The organism is Pseudalkalibacillus hwajinpoensis (genome assembly GCF_039851965.1).
Lineage (GTDB): Bacteria > Bacillota > Bacilli > Bacillales > Guptibacillaceae > Guptibacillus > Guptibacillus hwajinpoensis_E.
In genome coordinates this window covers 608,755-624,589 of record NZ_CP156674.1, presented here as the reverse complement: position 1 = coordinate 624,589, position 15,835 = coordinate 608,755, and the positions used below count along the sequence as shown (strand labels likewise).

General features: G+C 40.0%; 15 protein-coding genes. 10 read left to right on the top strand and 5 right to left on the bottom strand.

The window, feature by feature from the left end:
* Positions 1-68: 68 nt before the first annotated feature.
* Positions 69-734, top strand: a complete 666-nt coding sequence (locus tag ABFG93_RS03140) for a potassium channel family protein (protein ID WP_347550573.1) — start codon at positions 69-71, stop codon at positions 732-734.
* Between the two features lie 175 nt (positions 735-909).
* On the opposite strand, the gene rnjA is transcribed toward ABFG93_RS03140, so the two are convergent.
* Positions 910-2,577, bottom strand: a complete 1,668-nt coding sequence (rnjA, locus tag ABFG93_RS03135) for a ribonuclease J1 (RefSeq protein WP_347550571.1) — start codon at positions 2,575-2,577, stop codon at positions 910-912.
* A gap of 3 nt (positions 2,578-2,580) precedes the next feature.
* Entirely contained in the window at positions 2,581-2,790 is a 210-nt protein-coding gene (locus ABFG93_RS03130) for a DNA-dependent RNA polymerase subunit epsilon (protein ID WP_347550569.1), read from the bottom strand.
* A 369-nt stretch (positions 2,791-3,159) separates the two neighbouring features.
* Here ABFG93_RS03130 and ABFG93_RS03125 point away from each other — a divergent pair, with 369 nt between their 5' ends.
* Positions 3,160-4,065, top strand: coding sequence for a DMT family transporter (locus tag ABFG93_RS03125; RefSeq protein WP_347550567.1), 906 nt, complete (start codon positions 3,160-3,162; stop codon positions 4,063-4,065).
* 23 nt (positions 4,066-4,088) lie between these two features.
* Positions 4,089-4,865: a Cof-type HAD-IIB family hydrolase gene (locus ABFG93_RS03120; RefSeq protein WP_347550565.1), complete on the top strand. Its 777-nt coding sequence runs from the start codon at positions 4,089-4,091 to the stop codon at positions 4,863-4,865.
* Positions 4,866-4,913: 48 nt separating this feature from the next.
* On the opposite strand, the gene def is transcribed toward ABFG93_RS03120, so the two are convergent.
* A complete protein-coding gene (gene def, locus ABFG93_RS03115; protein WP_347550564.1) occupies positions 4,914-5,456 on the bottom strand; it encodes a peptide deformylase in 543 nt (180 codons plus the stop codon).
* Between the two features lie 283 nt (positions 5,457-5,739).
* Between def and ABFG93_RS03110 the strand changes: the two genes are divergently transcribed.
* From ABFG93_RS03110 to ABFG93_RS03085, 6 genes are all read left to right on the top strand, one after another.
* Positions 5,740-6,408 (top strand): YkyA family protein, encoded by a 669-nt coding sequence (locus ABFG93_RS03110; protein ID WP_347550563.1) that lies wholly within the window; start codon positions 5,740-5,742, stop codon positions 6,406-6,408.
* A gap of 455 nt (positions 6,409-6,863) precedes the next feature.
* Positions 6,864-7,946, top strand: a complete 1,083-nt coding sequence (gene pdhA / locus ABFG93_RS03105) for a pyruvate dehydrogenase (acetyl-transferring) E1 component subunit alpha (protein ID WP_347550561.1) — start codon at positions 6,864-6,866, stop codon at positions 7,944-7,946.
* Between the two features lie 3 nt (positions 7,947-7,949).
* Entirely contained in the window at positions 7,950-8,927 is a 978-nt protein-coding gene (locus ABFG93_RS03100) for an alpha-ketoacid dehydrogenase subunit beta (protein ID WP_347550559.1), read from the top strand.
* Between the two features lie 97 nt (positions 8,928-9,024).
* Positions 9,025-10,344, top strand: a complete 1,320-nt coding sequence (locus ABFG93_RS03095) for a dihydrolipoamide acetyltransferase family protein (RefSeq protein WP_347550557.1) — start codon at positions 9,025-9,027, stop codon at positions 10,342-10,344.
* Between the two features lie 4 nt (positions 10,345-10,348).
* On the top strand, positions 10,349-11,758 hold the full coding sequence (gene lpdA / locus ABFG93_RS03090) for a dihydrolipoyl dehydrogenase (RefSeq protein WP_347550556.1): 1,410 nt from the start codon (positions 10,349-10,351) through the stop codon (positions 11,756-11,758).
* Between the two features lie 648 nt (positions 11,759-12,406).
* Positions 12,407-13,267, top strand: coding sequence for a polysaccharide deacetylase family protein (locus tag ABFG93_RS03085; protein ID WP_347550554.1), 861 nt, complete (start codon positions 12,407-12,409; stop codon positions 13,265-13,267).
* A 148-nt stretch (positions 13,268-13,415) separates the two neighbouring features.
* On the opposite strand, the gene ABFG93_RS03080 is transcribed toward ABFG93_RS03085, so the two are convergent.
* The gene (locus ABFG93_RS03080; RefSeq protein WP_347550553.1) at positions 13,416-13,799 is read right to left on the bottom strand and encodes a DUF1885 family protein; all 384 of its coding nucleotides are present in this window, start codon (positions 13,797-13,799) and stop codon (positions 13,416-13,418) included.
* Between the two features lie 206 nt (positions 13,800-14,005).
* Between ABFG93_RS03080 and ABFG93_RS03075 the strand changes: the two genes are divergently transcribed.
* The gene (locus ABFG93_RS03075; protein ID WP_347550551.1) at positions 14,006-14,119 is read left to right on the top strand and encodes a GapA-binding peptide SR1P; all 114 of its coding nucleotides are present in this window, start codon (positions 14,006-14,008) and stop codon (positions 14,117-14,119) included.
* Between the two features lie 93 nt (positions 14,120-14,212).
* On the opposite strand, the gene ABFG93_RS03070 is transcribed toward ABFG93_RS03075, so the two are convergent.
* A complete protein-coding gene (locus tag ABFG93_RS03070; protein ID WP_347550549.1) occupies positions 14,213-15,685 on the bottom strand; it encodes an aminotransferase class I/II-fold pyridoxal phosphate-dependent enzyme in 1,473 nt (490 codons plus the stop codon).
* Positions 15,686-15,835: the final 150 nt, after the last annotated feature.

Sequence of the window (15,835 nt, the reverse complement as noted above, 5' to 3'; positions counted from 1 at the left end):
TAGAAATGATAGTGCGTTAGCATACTTGCTGGCGTGGGTTTCTTTCTGGAAGAGTAGGAGGAGTAACGTTGAAAAAGCAATTTGCTGTTATAGGACTCGGCCGTTTTGGTGGGAGCATATGTAAGTCATTAAGTCAGCAAGGTATGGAAGTTCTCGCGATTGATATGGATGAGGACAAAGTAAACGAGTTTTCCTCGGTGGCAACACATGCAGTAATCGCTGATTCAACTGACGAGAGTGTTCTTAAAAACCTTGGTATTCGGAATTTCGATCATGTCATTGTAGCGATTGGTGATAATATCCAATCCAGTATTCTAACAACGTTGATATTGAAGGAACTTGGCGTTAGTAAAATTACAGTAAAAGCACAAAATGATTATCATGAAAAAGTTTTAAATAAAATTGGTGCGGATAAAATCGTCCATCCAGAACGAGATATGGGTGTTCGAATTGCACATAATATCATTTCGAATAGCGTTCTTGATTATTTAGAGCTATCAGATGAGCATAGCATTGTCGAGCTCATAGCCAACTCTCGAATGGATAACAAGACGATTATTGAATTGGACATCCGGGCAAAATATGGTGCTAATATTGTAGCGATTAAAAAAGGTGAAGAAATCATTGTTTCACCACAGGCGGACCAAAAGATCTATAAAGGTGATATTCTCATCGTGATCGGATCCGACCAGGATATCAATCGCATGGAACGTCAGTTATTAAATCGTGACTAGGATTAGATAACTCTTTATTAAACATTTCTAAGCGGTTGATATTTGGTTCATTTACGCCGTATGAGCATAGCTGAAAGTATAATGAAACTTAAGTTTAACTTCGAGAGTCACAAACAAAGATTAATCAATACAAAAAACAGCCTGTCAAATTGACAGACTGTTTTTTTGTATTGAATTAAATTTCCATAATGATCGGAAGGATCATTGGGCGACGCTTTGTTTTTTCATAAAGGAAAGGCGCAAGCGTATCAGTGATCTCGTTCTTAATTTCTGACCACTGACTTGTCCGTTTTTCCATGACGCCATTAAGGTGCTTATTTAGAAGCTCTTGAGCATCGTTAATCAAGTCTCCAGATTCTCTCATGTAAACAAATCCGCGAGAGATTATATCCGGTCCTGATAGGATTTTAAATTCTTTCATGTTGATGGAAACGACGACAATCACGAGACCTTCCTCAGATAGAATTTTACGGTCACGTAGAACGATATTACCGATGTCACCGATTCCTTTACCGTCTACATACACGGAGCCGGATGGGATTTTACCACTGATGGATGCTTCATTTTCGCTAAGAGCGAGAACTTCACCATTGTCCATGATGAATGAATGGTCCTGTGGAATGCCACAATCCTGTGCAAGCTTCGTGTGCATCTTAAGCATTCTATACTCACCGTGAATTGGCATAAAGAATTTAGGCTTGATCAGGCGAAGCATAAGCTTTTGCTCGTCCTGGCCACCGTGTCCGGAAGTGTGAATGTCACTAAGTTTATGGTGAATCACATCTGCCCCTGCACGAGAAAGCTGGTTGATGATTCTCGAAACGCTAACCTGGTTACCAGGAATAGGTGAAGAAGAGAATACAACTGTATCTCCAGGAATGATTTGAATTTGACGATGAGTTGCGTTCGCAATTCTTGAAAGAGCTGCCATCGGCTCGCCCTGACTTCCTGTACAAAGAATCGTTATTTTGTTCTCCGGAAGACGATTAATTTGATTCGCATCAATAAATGTATCTTTTGGAGCGCTGATGTAGCCAAGTTCCTGGCCGAGTGTAATGTTTGACTCCATACTGCGTCCGAACACAGCTACTTTACGGCCGTTTGCAACTGCCGCTTCAACTACTTGCTGAAGACGATGGATGTTGGATGCGAATGTTGCGAAAATAACACGTCCGTCAACTTTCCTAAAGATATCCTGAATTGTTTCACCAACGCGACGCTCGGACATGGTGAATCCTGGGACTTCACTATTTGTACTATCTGAAAGAAGGGCAAGAACGCCTTCTTTTCCGATTTCAGCCATCTTAGTTAGGTTAGCAGGCTCGCCAACAGGGGTGAAGTCGAACTTAAAGTCGCCTGTATGAACAATGTTACCTGGAGGTGTTTTCACTACAACACCAAACGAATCAGGAATACTGTGTGTTGTTCTGAAGAACGCAACAGATGTTTTTCTGAACTTAATAATGTCTTCTTCCGAAATTTCATTAAGTGATGCTCCGCGCAGCAGGCCGTGCTCTTCAAGTTTGTTTCTAATGAAACCTAAAGCAAGCTTACCGCCATAGATTGGTACATTGATTTCACGAAGTAAGTAAGGGATGCCGCCTATGTGGTCTTCGTGACCGTGCGTAACAAATAATCCTTTAATCTTATCCTGGTTCTTTACAAGGTAAGAGTAATCGGGAATAACATAGTCAATTCCTAGTAATTCTTCTTCAGGAAACTTAATTCCCGAATCGACCAGGATGATTTCATCCTGAAATTGAATACCGTACATGTTTTTACCGATTTCTCCGAGTCCACCAAGTGCGAATACGGCTGTTTGATGATTTTTAACAAATTTCATAGTCTATACATTCTCCAATTCAAAGTGCTCTGATTTTTGCTCAAACTCAAGAAAGTCATCTTCTACGGTTTGAATAAATTCGATATTAAGGTTGCGTTCCTTTAATTTGAAGCGAACTTCCCGTTCAGAATTAGCCTCTACGTAAAGGCTCTTTGTTCGCTCTCTTACAGGAACCTCCCTTTTCGTATCTTGATAAAAAACCTTATAAATCATTCTAAATCTCTCCTTAACTCAGACAATTTGTGTGCATCTTCGTTTATTATATAGGAAATTGGTTTCTTTTTCATGTTTCTAATAAATTTTCCACGATAATTAGGAGAATTTGCACGATTTTATCCCTATTATTACTTATTCAATCATATATTTGGGTTGCGGTAAAAGCATGTTTCTCCACGAGTTCTTTAATTTTCGTTTTAATTTTCGATACATTTTGATCATCCTTTCCTTTTTTCGTGTCTGCTTATAGTATTTAACAGCTAATCGCTAATTAGTTTGGGAAAAGATGGGGATGTGTGTTGAGAGACATAAATTTCCTTTTCATGTAACATAAGGTTGTAAATCACTCATTGGAGGAGGGGAGCTATGAGACTGTTTTCAGCTCTGTTCTCATTAAGTTTGATATGGGGCATGTCTTTTATGTTTATTAAATTGCTTGTTCCTGTTTTAGGACCATGGGGAGTAGTGTTTTACCGCTGTCTCCTTGGTGCATTGGCGATCTTTCTTTATTTAGTAATAAGAGGCAGGCTAAAAGAAGTAAAACGGAACCTGCCATGGAGAAGCTTGCTTCTGGTTGGTTTGCTGAATGCGCTTGTTCCCTGGGGGATGATTGCGCTTAGTGAAGAACGGATTTCGAGTAGTCTTGCAGCTACTTTGAATGCGACAACTCCTCTCTTCACGAGTGTGCTAGGCGCTATTTTCTTTAGCCGTAACCTTTATAAAAAACAGTGGTTGGGTGTTGGCGTAGGCTTCATAGGTATTCTTTTTTTAATTGATCTAGATCTAAATGCTTTATTTGAAGAGGATTGGCGTGGCATTCTTCCTATGCTCATTGCCACCGCATGCTATGGATTCGCTTCTCAATATACTAAGCATCACTTAAAAGGGGTATCCGTTGATATTCTCGCATTCATAACTCTTTCATTTGGTGCCTTAGGTGGTCTTATTATAATGATTATTACTGGTGGTGGGTCTGTTCAGTTTACGCCACTCCTTCAACGTGATATTCTAATATCGCTATTTGGTCTTGGTATACTTGGTTCGGGGATCGCATACTTACTTTTCTATTATATGATTCAAAAAGGAAGTGCAGAGTTTGCAACGCTTGTTACCTACCTCGTGCCTGTAACCGCCCTAATCTGGGGGAGCGTTTATTTGAATGAAATCATAACGCTACCAATGATCGTTGGATTGTTATGTATCTTTGCGGGTGTTTATTTGTCAGGGCGAACAAATGGTTCAGGACAAACGTTAATGAAAAAATCTGCATAAATTCAAAAAGACAGGTGAAAAAGATGAACAATGAAAAAATTGTATTCTTTGATATTGATGGAACATTGCTCGATCATGAGAAACAAATTCCAGCTTCTACAAGAGCTTCATTAAAAGAACTTACTAATAATGGTATCCACGTGGCCATCGCAACTGGTAGAGCACCCTTTATGTTCACTGATCTTCGTGAAGACCTTGGAATCGATACTTTTATAAGTTTTAACGGACAATACGTCATGCATAATGAGGACATTGTTCTAACAAATCCGCTCAGTAAAGAAGAAATCACTTCATTAGAAGAAGCAGCGAAAGAGAAGGGACACCCAATGGTCTTTCTAGATCATGAAGCCATGATGAGTAATCATGACCAACACTCTCACATTATAAGAAGTATGGATGATCTAAAAATGCACTATCCGGGTTTTGATCCTTCTTATTATCATTCTCGTGATATTTATCAAGCTTTATTATTTTGCGAAAGCAAAGAAGAAGCGAACTATAGAAACTCTTATGGAAACCTTGATTTTATTCGCTGGCATGATTTCTCTATGGACGTTATACCACCAGGAGGTTCAAAAGCAAGAGGAATCGAGGCTATGATTAAGCACCTTGGTTTCAAACGTGAAAACACCTATGCGTTTGGAGATGCACTCAACGATATTGAAATGCTTCAATTTGCTGGTACTGGTATTGCGATGGGAAATGCCTATAATGAAGTAAAAAAGGTGGCGGATCTCATAACCGACCCTGTTGATCAAAATGGGATTCAAAAAGGGCTGCAAAAAGCAGGCTTGCTTTAATAGAAAAGGATCGCGCATTTAGCGCAATCCTTTTTTGAATAAGTAAGTTTATCTAGTTAATGGAGAAAGTCCGTTTGCTTCTTCATTATCAATTCGATCATAAAACATGATGCCGTCTAGATGATCGATTTCGTGTTGCACGACGATGGAGGGCAGTCCTTTTAAGCGAAGCTTAACAGAATTTCCATCAGCATCTATGCCTTTAACTGTGATCCGCGCATAGCGTGGTACAGCTCCAGGTATTTCGCGGTCAACAGAGAGACAACCTTCACCGCCATCCAGGTATGTTTTCTCCACTGAGTGACTAATAATTTTAGGGTTCATAATACCGAAGCTGTATAACGTCCCTTTATGATCTGTTACGTGAATCGCAATCATACGTTTGCCTATTCCTATTTGAGGTGCAGCAAGACCTATGCCAGAACGAAGTTCGTATTTAATAGCTGCTTCTGGGTCTTGACTGTTCTTTAAGAACTCCAGCATCTCGCGGAGCGTCTTTTTTTCTTCGTCTGTTCCAGGAGGAACTACTTCATCTGCTTGCTTCTCTAAAATGGGATCGCCTTCTCTGCGAATATCTTTCATTGTTAACATGTAACCATTCACTCCTATTCAAAACCTTCACTTAAATAAGTATATTCAACTTCGCGGTAGGTTTAAAGTAAAAGAAATTAAAAACTTTCAGTTGTAGTTTAGCATACCACCCTTAAACAGGAAATCTTTCACCTTAATAAATAAATGTATGAATTACCGAATCCGTTACTAGTAAAATGGAACAGTCTTGAAAATGAACTATTCTATTGAGGAATGTATTATGGTATAGTAATCAAGGATAAAAAAACATTGGTATGAATTGGATATGTGGGGGGGACTTATTTTGTTTCGAAAATATCGAATGGGGATTATTTCAGTTTTTTACTGTTTTCTACTTGCTGGGTTAGCAGGCTGTCAATTTGGTGGTAGTACTGAAGAAAAAATGTATGATCATTTAGAAGAGGCTGTGGCTTTAGAGGATCAATTTAGAGAACAGCAAGAGCCGCTGGCTAAAGCGGAGAAAAAAGAGCAGGAGCTCTATAATGAAATTGTAGCACTTAGCATGGATGAATTTAATAAAATCGAATCGCTTTCTAAGGAAGCTGAAGAATATACGGATAAACGACTGGAGTATTTAAAGAAAGAAAAAGAAAGCATTGATAAAGCGTACGAAGAATTTGAAGAAGTTAAAGACTTAGCAGAAGATCTTGAATCTGATGCTGCCAAAGAAGCTGCAAATACGCTAATTGATAAGATGGATAAGCGTTATAAAGCATATCAGCAGTTAAGTAAAGAATATAAAGCTGCAGTAGAGCAGGATAAAAAGCTATATAGCTCTCTTCAAGATAAAGAGCTTACGCTTGAGCAGCTTCAAGAACAGATTAAAGGGGTAAACGAGCAATATAGTAAAGTTGCAGAACAAAAAGATGCGTTTAATACGTATACGACAGAATTTAATGAAGCAAAAAGAGCTTTCTATAAAGCAGCAGAGTTGAATGTGAATTACGAATAATACTGCAAACCGCTCATATGAGCGGTTTTTTTGTGTCTTGAAAATAATTTGTGTAAACATTCTCCAGGCTTCAGAACTGATACAGTTGAAGCAAATGGATTGTAACAGTTTAAGTATAATGGTCCGAAATGGATTTATAAATCAATTAATTGACTTGAAACTTACTGTATTGTAAACTTAAAAACGAACTTACTCATGAAGAGAAGCACTCCCTTAAACTTACTGATACAGACCATTTAACACAGTAATACATAGCGCCAGGGATTATTTCTTCAGAATTAAGGGTATGACATTGAGTGTTGTCTAGTGAAGCAAATTTAATGAATGCAAACAGTCATTTAATAAGGTTGAAATGGACATGCTAGTGATGTCTGTAAACTGAACGACCCACTCACTATTGCTTACTGCAATTCAATAATCTATCTCTTTATGAATGAAAGGATGAGGTGAAAAGTATGGGAACAAAAACCATCGAAAACATCGAAGGCCAATTTGAAATGTTCCAGATTCTAAATGAAAATGGCGAAATCGTAAATGAAGAAGCGATGCCTGAATTAACAGACGAGCAGCTTCAGGAACTTATGCGCCGCATGGTTTACACACGTATTCTTGATCAGCGTTCAATCTCCTTGAACCGTCAAGGACGACTTGGCTTCTACGCTCCAACAGCAGGACAGGAAGCTTCACAACTTGGAAGTCAATTCGCACTTGATAAAGAAGATTGGATTCTTCCTGGTTACCGTGATGTACCACAAATTATCTGGCACGGCCTTCCACTATATAAAGCGTTCTTATTCTCACGTGGTCACTTTGTAGGAAATCAGGCTGATGGCCTGAACGTATTGAGCCCACAAATCATTATTGGTGCTCAAATCACGCAAACTGCCGGTGTTGCACTTGGACTTAAGAAAAAAGGCAAGAAGAACATAGCAATCACTTACACTGGTGATGGTGGTGCTTCTCAAGGTGACTTCTACGAAGGAATGAACTTTGCAGGTGCATATGCGGCTCCGGCCATCTTCGTTGTTCAAAATAATCGTTTTGCTATTTCTGTACCAGTTGAAAAGCAATCTGCAGCGAAAACAATCGCTCAAAAAGCAGTTGCAGCCGGAATTCAAGGTGTACAGGTAGACGGTATGGACGTTCTTGCTGTTTATAAAGCAGTTACTGACGCTCGTGAGCGTGCGATCAATGGTGAAGGTCCAACGCTAATTGAGACTATGACTTACCGTTATGGTCCACATACAATGGCTGGTGACGATCCAACACGTTATCGTTCTGAAGATCTTGATAGCGAATGGGAAAAGAAAGACCCAATCGTTCGTTTCCGCAAGTATCTTGAAAGCAAAGATCTTTGGTCTGAAGAAAAAGAAACCGAAGTTGTTGATAATGCCAAAGAAGAAATAAAAGCTGCGATTAAAAAAGCAGATGGCACTCCGAAGCAGAAAGTAACGGATCTCATCTCTAACATGTATGAAGAGCTTCCTTACAACCTTCGTGAGCAATACGAACACTATAGTGCAAAGGAGTCGAAGTAAGCTATGGCGCAAATGACAATGATTCAAGCAATCACTGATGCGATGCGTACGGAGTTGAAAAATGACGAGAACGTACTCGTATTTGGTGAAGATGTAGGTCAAAACGGCGGCGTATTCCGTGCGACAGAAGGACTTCAAAAGGAATTTGGTGAAGATCGCGTATTCGATACTCCACTAGCTGAATCAGGTATCGGCGGTATGTCTATCGGACTTGCGCTTACTGGATTCCGTCCAGTACCAGAAGTTCAGTTCTTTGGCTTCGTATATGAAGTAATGGATGCAATTTCTGGTCAAATGGCTCGTCTTCGTTATCGCTCTGGTGGTTCTTTCCATGCACCAATTACAGTGCGTTCACCATTTGGTGGCGGCGTTAAAACCCCTGAACTACACGCGGATAGCCTTGAGGGACTTATGGCTCAACAGCCTGGACTAAAAGTTGTTATTCCTTCAAACCCATATGATGCAAAAGGACTTCTTATTTCTGCGATTCGTGACAATGATCCAGTTATTTTCCTTGAACACATGAAACTTTACCGTTCTTTCCGTCAGGAAGTTCCTGAAGAGGAATATACAATTGAAATTGGTAAAGCTGAAGTGAAACGTGAAGGCTCTGACATTACGATCGTTACTTATGGAGCAATGGTACAAGCTTCTCTTAAAGCGGCTGAAGAGCTTGAGAAGAATGACATCAGTGCAGAAGTAATCGACCTTCGTACAGTAAGCCCACTCGACATTGAGACGATTATCGCTTCTGTTGAGAAAACGAATCGTGCAATTGTCGTGCAAGAAGCTCAAAAGCAAGCTGGAATCGCTGCAAACGTTGTTGCTGAAATCAGTGACCGAGCTATTCTTAGCCTAGAAGCTCCAGTGCTTCGTGTAACGGCTCCTGACACTGTATTTGCATTTTCAGCTGCAGAAGATGTATGGCTTCCAGATCATACTGACATCGTTGAAAAAGCAACACAGGTGGTTAACTTTTAATTTACATTTATAAAACAACATGAAGTGAAGCTGCACAGTGCGCTTCGCTTCAGAACTTATAAGAGCAAATTTTTCTACAATTAGGAGGCGAAGTCCCGTGGCATTTCAATTCAAGATGCCGGATATCGGTGAAGGTATCCATGAAGGCGAAATCGTAAAATGGTTTGTTAAATCAGGAGACGAAGTAAAAGAAGACGACATTCTTGTTGAAGTTCAGAATGACAAAGCAGTCGTAGAAATTCCTTCTCCAGTAGACGGTACGGTTAAAGAAGTTCATGCTGAAGAAGGCGCTACTGTAATTGTTGGAGATGTAGTGATTACATTCGATGCTGAAGGCTATGAAGATGCAGAAGAAGAACCTGAAGCAGAACAGCCACAGGCAGAAGAAGAAGCTCCTAAAGCAGAAGCTAAATCTGAAGCTAAAGAAGATAGCGCTGGATCTAAGCCACTTCCAGAAGAAGAAGAGACTGATCCGACAAAACGTGTAATCGCTATGCCTGCAGTTCGCAAGTACGCTCGCGAAAACGGTGTTAGTATTTCTAAAGTGTCTGGCTCAGGTAAAAATGGCCGTGTACTAAAAGAAGACATCGATAACCATGTAAATGGTGGCGGAGAAGAAACAGCCTCGCCAGCTACTGAAGAAAAATCTGAATCAGCTGAAGCAGCGAAAGAAACAAAAGAAGCAGCTCAGCAGCCTTCAGCGGCAGCATCTGCACAACCAGAAACTCGTGAGAAAATGAAAGGTATGCGTAAAGCAATTGCGAAAGCGATGGTTAACTCGAAGCATACTGCTCCTCACGTAACACACATGGATGAAGTAGTTGTTACGGACCTTGTAGCTCATCGTAAGAAGTTCAAACAGTATGCTGCTGACAAAGATGTGAAGCTAACTTACCTTCCATACGTTGTTAAAGCACTCGTTTCGGCACTACGCGAATTCCCAATGTTGAATGCTTCAATTGATGATTCTACAGAAGAAATCGTACACAAGCATTATTACAACATCGGTATTGCTGCTAACACGGATGCAGGACTAGTTGTCCCTGTCGTGAAAGAAGCAGATCGCAAGCCACTTCTTAATGTTTCATCTGAAATTAATGAGTTGGCTAAAAAAGCTCGTGATGGTAAACTATCAGGGGACGATATGAAAGGTAGCACATGCACAATTTCTAACCTGGGTTCTGCAGGCGGGCAGTGGTTCACGCCAATCATCAACAACCCGGATGCTGCTATTCTTGGTATCGGTCGTATTGAGGAGAAACCGGTTGTTATCGACGGAGAAATCGTTGCAGCACCTGTACTTGCTCTATCGATCAGCTACGACCACAGACTTATTGATGGTGTAACAGCACAACTTGCACTTAACCACATCAAACGTCTGTTGAACGATCCACAACTCTTAATGATGGAGGCGTAATAATATGGTAGTAGGAGATTTTCCAATCGAATTAGACACACTTGTTGTAGGAGCTGGACCAGGCGGATATGTAGCTGCAATTCGGGCAGCGCAGCTTGGACAGAAAGTTGCAATTGCTGATAAAGGTACTCTAGGCGGTGTTTGTTTAAACGTCGGCTGTATCCCTTCAAAAGCAATGATTAATGCTTCTCATAAATATGAATCTGCAAAACATTCTGATGATATCGGAATTACAGCAGAGAACGTCAGCGTTGACATGAAGAAAGTCCAAGAATGGAAATCTTCTGTAGTCGACAAGCTTACTGGCGGAGTTGCAGGATTAATGAAATCTAACAAAGTTGATGTGATTAGCGGAGAGGTTTATTTCGTTGATAAGAACACGGTTCGGATCATGGATGATAAGAACTCTCAAACATACACATTCAATAACTGCATCATCGCAACTGGATCACGTCCAATCGAGCTTCCAAGCTTTAAATGGAGCAAACGCGTTATTTCTTCAACTGGTGCCCTTGCACTTGAAGAAGTTCCTGAAAAAATGGTTGTTATCGGTGGCGGATATATCGGTATTGAGCTAGGTACTGTATATGCAAACTTCGGTACAGAAGTAACAATCCTTGAAGGTACTAAACAGATCCTTCCAGGATTCGAAAAGCAAATGAGCTCTTTAGTTTCTCGTCGTCTTAAGAAGAAGGGCAATGTAGAGATCATCACTCAAGCGCTTGCCCAGGGCGTCGAAGAAACAGAAGATGGTGTAACAGTTACAGCTGAAATCAAAGGTGAAACGAAAACGTTTGACGCTGATTACGTGCTTGTAACAGTTGGCCGTAAGCCAAATACAAACGAAATTGGTCTTGAAGAGCTTGGCGTTGAAATGACGGACAAAGGTCTTGTGAAGATCGATAAGCAGTGTCGTACAAACTTTGATAACATTTATGCTATTGGTGATATTGTTGAAGGTCCTGCACTTGCTCATAAAGCTTCTTACGAAGGTAAAGTTGCTGCTGAAGTGATCAGTGGTGAAAACTCTGTGATCGATTATCTGGCAATCCCTGCGGTTGTATTCTCAGATCCAGAACTCGCTTCTGTTGGTTACACTGAACAAGAAGCTAAAGACCAGGGATTTGAAGTAAAAGCTGCTAAATTCCCGTTTGGTGCTAATGGTCGTGCACTATCCCTTAACGACAGTGAAGGGTTCTTGAAACTCATTACTCGTAAAGAAGATGGTCTAGTGATCGGTGCTCAAATTGCTGGTCCTAACGCTTCTGACATGATTGCTGAGCTTGGCCTTGCAATTGAAGCTGGTATGACAGCTGAAGACATTGCACTGACAATCCATGCTCACCCGACTCTTGGAGAAATTACAATGGAAGCTGCTGAAGTAGCTCTAGGTACTCCAATTCACATCGGTTAATTCTTATTTAAGACGCGGTTGAGTTTCTCACCGCGTCTTTTTCTATGTCTCTGTTAATGAACAGTGTTGATACTAACAGGGCTTTATTCTAAGGAATGAAATATGAAAGAAGAGAATTGGACATACTGAGGCGGAGTGTAACATATACCTTAGAAACAATTCTACGTGGAGGGCTTTTGTATGGTCAGATCTGGGATTGTATTATTTGTTCAATTAACGATCTGGTACGCCTTTTATCTTATTGTTCACAGTTCTGTACATGACCACTCAATCTTCAAAATTCTATTGTTTTTCGTATTTCTATACTTAGTCTGTACAATCACTGTTAAGATGATCTCACGTTTGAGAATCGTACTGGTATTAATGATAGTTTCGACGTCATTTTACATCATTGTTGAATTAACGATTTCTTTCATATGATGTCTTACTTTTATATTACAACAAAACACCATCGAGTCGAGTCAGTGGTGTTTTTAATTGCGTTGTATTAGTTGTTTTTCTTCCATGTCAAGGGAAATCGCAGATCTTCCGAATCAAAATTATAGTTTAATAATGAAAGTGAAAATTTGGTTAAATGTTACAATAATCTCTTTATCCTGAAGCACTTTTCATATATGATAAGGAAAGAATACATAGGGAGAGAGAGAAATGAAACTAACTATCAAATGGATGATGCTAGCTATACTACTGTTTACTGTAGCTTGCTCATCGAATGCTAGTTCTGAGAGTGAGAAGGCAGAACAGGAAAGTAATACTCAGGAAACAAATAAAGAAACGACAAGCGAGGATAGTAAAGAAAAAGCAGATGAACCAGGGGAATCAGAAGAAACAGAAGATGCGCAGGAAGAGGAAGAAGCTGTTGCTGAACCTGCTGAAGCTCAGTATCGCCTGAATGAAGCTTTCTGGGGCTTTGAACCGATTAACGATTCACCTGCTGAAGCTGTTCTACTAACGATTGATGATGCACCGGATAAGAATGCTGTTGAAATGGCAAAGACGCTTAAAGAACTGGAAGCTCCAGCAATCTTTTTTGTCAATGGGCATTTTATTGATACCAAGGAAGAGAAAGCACGTTTGAAAGAAATATACGATATGGGCTTTGAAATAGGTAACCATACGATGACGCATTCTGATCTTAAAACATTATCTGAAGAGGAACAAAGAGAAGAAATTGTGAAGCTAAACGATATCATTGAAGAAGTAATCGGTGAGAGACCGACGTTTTTCCGAGCGCCATTTGGGTCGAACACAGATTTCTCTAAGTCACTTGCAGAAGAAGAAGGCATGCTGGTAATGAACTGGACTTATGGTTATGACTGGGAAGAGCAGTACCAGGAAGAAGCTGCTATCGCAGACATTATGGTTAATACACCGCTTTTACAGAATGGAGCAAACTTATTAATGCATGACCGTGATTGGACTGCGGCAGGACTAGAAGAGATCGTCAAAGGATTACGAGGTAAAGGTTTTGAAATGATTAATCCTGAGGAAATTGAACCGGTACAATAAATTTCTGGTTCTTAAAACGGGCTGTCAAGTACCTCACGACAGCCTGTTTTTTTTGTTTAGTAAAGTTCAGCAATCCTATAATCAAGTTAAAGGTTGGTTGTGAATTCATAAATTTCACTCCACAAAAATAAACAATCGAAACGACTGTTTATTTTTGTGAGTAATACATTGTTCTCCCATTGAATAAGATTAAATCTGCGGTAATCTTATTAGCTAAAAATTTACATAGCTCATTTGCTTTGGCTTTATCTCCGTGGGTTGATTGGTCAGGTAAAACAACCTGAATACGGTCCTTAACTAAACCGATGATAATCATGTGGTAACCGTCAGTGATCCCTTTCAGATAAAACCAGTTATTCTCTGCTTCAGGCTTGTCGATAAGTGTATAAGGAAAAGCTGACTGCTCGTATGACCATGAAAGCTGCTTACCGGTTCTGGTTGTCAGTTCTACATAATAGTGAAGAAGGTCTTTAATCTGATTAAGCTCAATCAAGCTGTCCGTTTTGGGAATGAGATAGGCACTTTGTGGCAAATGAATTCCCCCTTCCTTTATATAGGTAGTTTACATCTGAATTAGTTTTCTGACAATTAGTTCACCAAAATAAAATGACACATATTAAAACGAAAAAGAATATAATGTGATATACAATATAGTGTTGACAAAACAATTGTGACACACTATTATGAAGTTAAGCGAAACGGAAGCGTTTTCAAAAAACTACTTAAGGGGTGTTTTGGATGGGAATCATTATTTGCCAGACTTGTGAAAAGACGATTGATCATGTACATGATGAAAAAGTAAGTACACTTTATAGCAGATGCCCGGATTGCAATACGAAAGATAAGAAATAACATATAAGCATAAGAGGAGGCCAATTGGCCTCCTCTTATTTATTTGGGTCTGTTAATGATTGATGTTGATATTTGGTAGCACACTAACACCATTTATTTAATTGCTTTATATTCTTTGATAACGCGAATATTTTTCAATTCATCATCTTCAGGTCCCTGAACAGGAAGGCCAGCTTCGATATTTTCTTCTATATACTGAAGATTTTCCTCTGTGATAATTTCTCCAGGAATGAAGATCGGGATGCCGGGAGGATAAATCATTACAAACTCTGCAATGATTCTACCAGCTGATTCTTTAAAAGGGATGACTTCTGTTTCAGAATAGAAGGCATCACGCGGTGAAACGGCTAAAATAGGAATGTCAGGAGCGTGTACCTCAACTTTCTGTAACCCTCCATTATTTTCCTTAAAAGCCTCAACCATGTCTTTTAGTGAATACACCAGTGCCTGCGTTGTTTCTTCTGTATCTCCCGGAGTTACAATACACAACAGGTTATATAGATCTGAAAGCTCAACTTCAAGATTAGCCTGTTTTCTTAACCATACTTCAGCTTCATAGCCTGTAATTCCGAGATCATGAACAGAAATGATTAGCTTAGTTGGATCGTAGTCATAGGTGGCATTTGTTCCAAGGATTTCTTTCCCAACACAATAGAGTGGAGAAATCGCATTAATTTGTTCGCGAGTTTTCTCAGCGAGTCCAATCGCCTGTTCCACAAGTTCATAACCTTCCATAAACAGTCTCTTTCTCGCAACATCAAGGGATGCGAGTAGAAGGTATGAGGTTGATGTTGTTGTTAGCATGCTGATAATGGTTTGAACTCGCTTTGCCGATACAAGTCCTTCCTTAACATTAAGGACTGAGCTTTGTGTCATCGAGCCCCCCAATTTGTGCACGCTTGTTGCAGCCATATCAGCACCGGCCTGCATGGCCGATACAGGCAAACGGTCGTGAAAATGGATATGAACACCATGTGCTTCATCGACTAGTACAGGAACATCATATTCGTGTGAAATGGAGACAATTTCTTTAAGGTTTGCAGATATGCCAAAATAAGTAGGATTGATAACAAGGACACCTTTTGCATCAGGATGTTGCTCGAGTGCTTTTTGGACAGCCACTGGTGTAATGCCATGTGAAATGCCTAGCTTTGAATCAATTTCTGGATGGATAAAGACCGGAGTTGCTCCAGAGAAGATAATCGCAGACATGACTGATTTGTGAACGTTCCTTGGTACGATGATTTTGTCGCCTGGTGAGCAGACTGTCATAACCATTGTCATGATTGCACCACTTGTTCCCTGGACAGAGAAGAACGTTGCATCAGCGCCAAAAGCCTCAGCCGCAAGATCCTGTGCCTTTTTAATCATACCGTGTGGGTGATGGAGATCATCAAGCGGTTGAATGTTTATTAAATCAATAGAAAGGGCGTTATCACCGATAAAAGAACGAAACTCAGGATCCATCCCTGTTCCTTTCTTGTGACCTGGTATATGAAATTGAATCGGGTTTTTGTTTGCGTGGTTGACTAATCCTGTGAATAATGGTGTTTCGTTTTGTTGCAAATCCAGCACCTCTTTATTTATACTTTAATAGTTAAAGCTTTCCACAAAATTTGTGGAAAGCCAGTTTGTTAGTGAATGGTATTCCAAATCCCCAGATGCACAATGAGGAAGCTCAGGTTACATATTCCGTAAACAAACTGAGTATAATCA

Coding starts and splice junctions, on each gene's coding strand:
- rnjA (WP_347550571.1), bottom strand. CDS start 2,577: ATGAAATTTGTTAAAAATCATCAAACAGCCGTATTCGCACTTGGTGGA.
- ABFG93_RS03130 (WP_347550569.1), bottom strand. CDS start 2,790: ATGATTTATAAGGTTTTTTATCAAGATACGAAAAGGGAGGTTCCTGTA.
- ABFG93_RS03125 (WP_347550567.1), top strand. CDS start 3,160: ATGAGACTGTTTTCAGCTCTGTTCTCATTAAGTTTGATATGGGGCATG.
- ABFG93_RS03120 (WP_347550565.1), top strand. CDS start 4,089: ATGAACAATGAAAAAATTGTATTCTTTGATATTGATGGAACATTGCTC.
- def (WP_347550564.1), bottom strand. CDS start 5,456: ATGTTAACAATGAAAGATATTCGCAGAGAAGGCGATCCCATTTTAGAG.
- pdhA (WP_347550561.1), top strand. CDS start 6,864: ATGGGAACAAAAACCATCGAAAACATCGAAGGCCAATTTGAAATGTTC.
- ABFG93_RS03100 (WP_347550559.1), top strand. CDS start 7,950: ATGGCGCAAATGACAATGATTCAAGCAATCACTGATGCGATGCGTACG.
- lpdA (WP_347550556.1), top strand. CDS start 10,349: ATGGTAGTAGGAGATTTTCCAATCGAATTAGACACACTTGTTGTAGGA.
- ABFG93_RS03085 (WP_347550554.1), top strand. CDS start 12,407: ATGAAACTAACTATCAAATGGATGATGCTAGCTATACTACTGTTTACT.
- ABFG93_RS03075 (WP_347550551.1), top strand. CDS start 14,006: ATGGGAATCATTATTTGCCAGACTTGTGAAAAGACGATTGATCATGTA.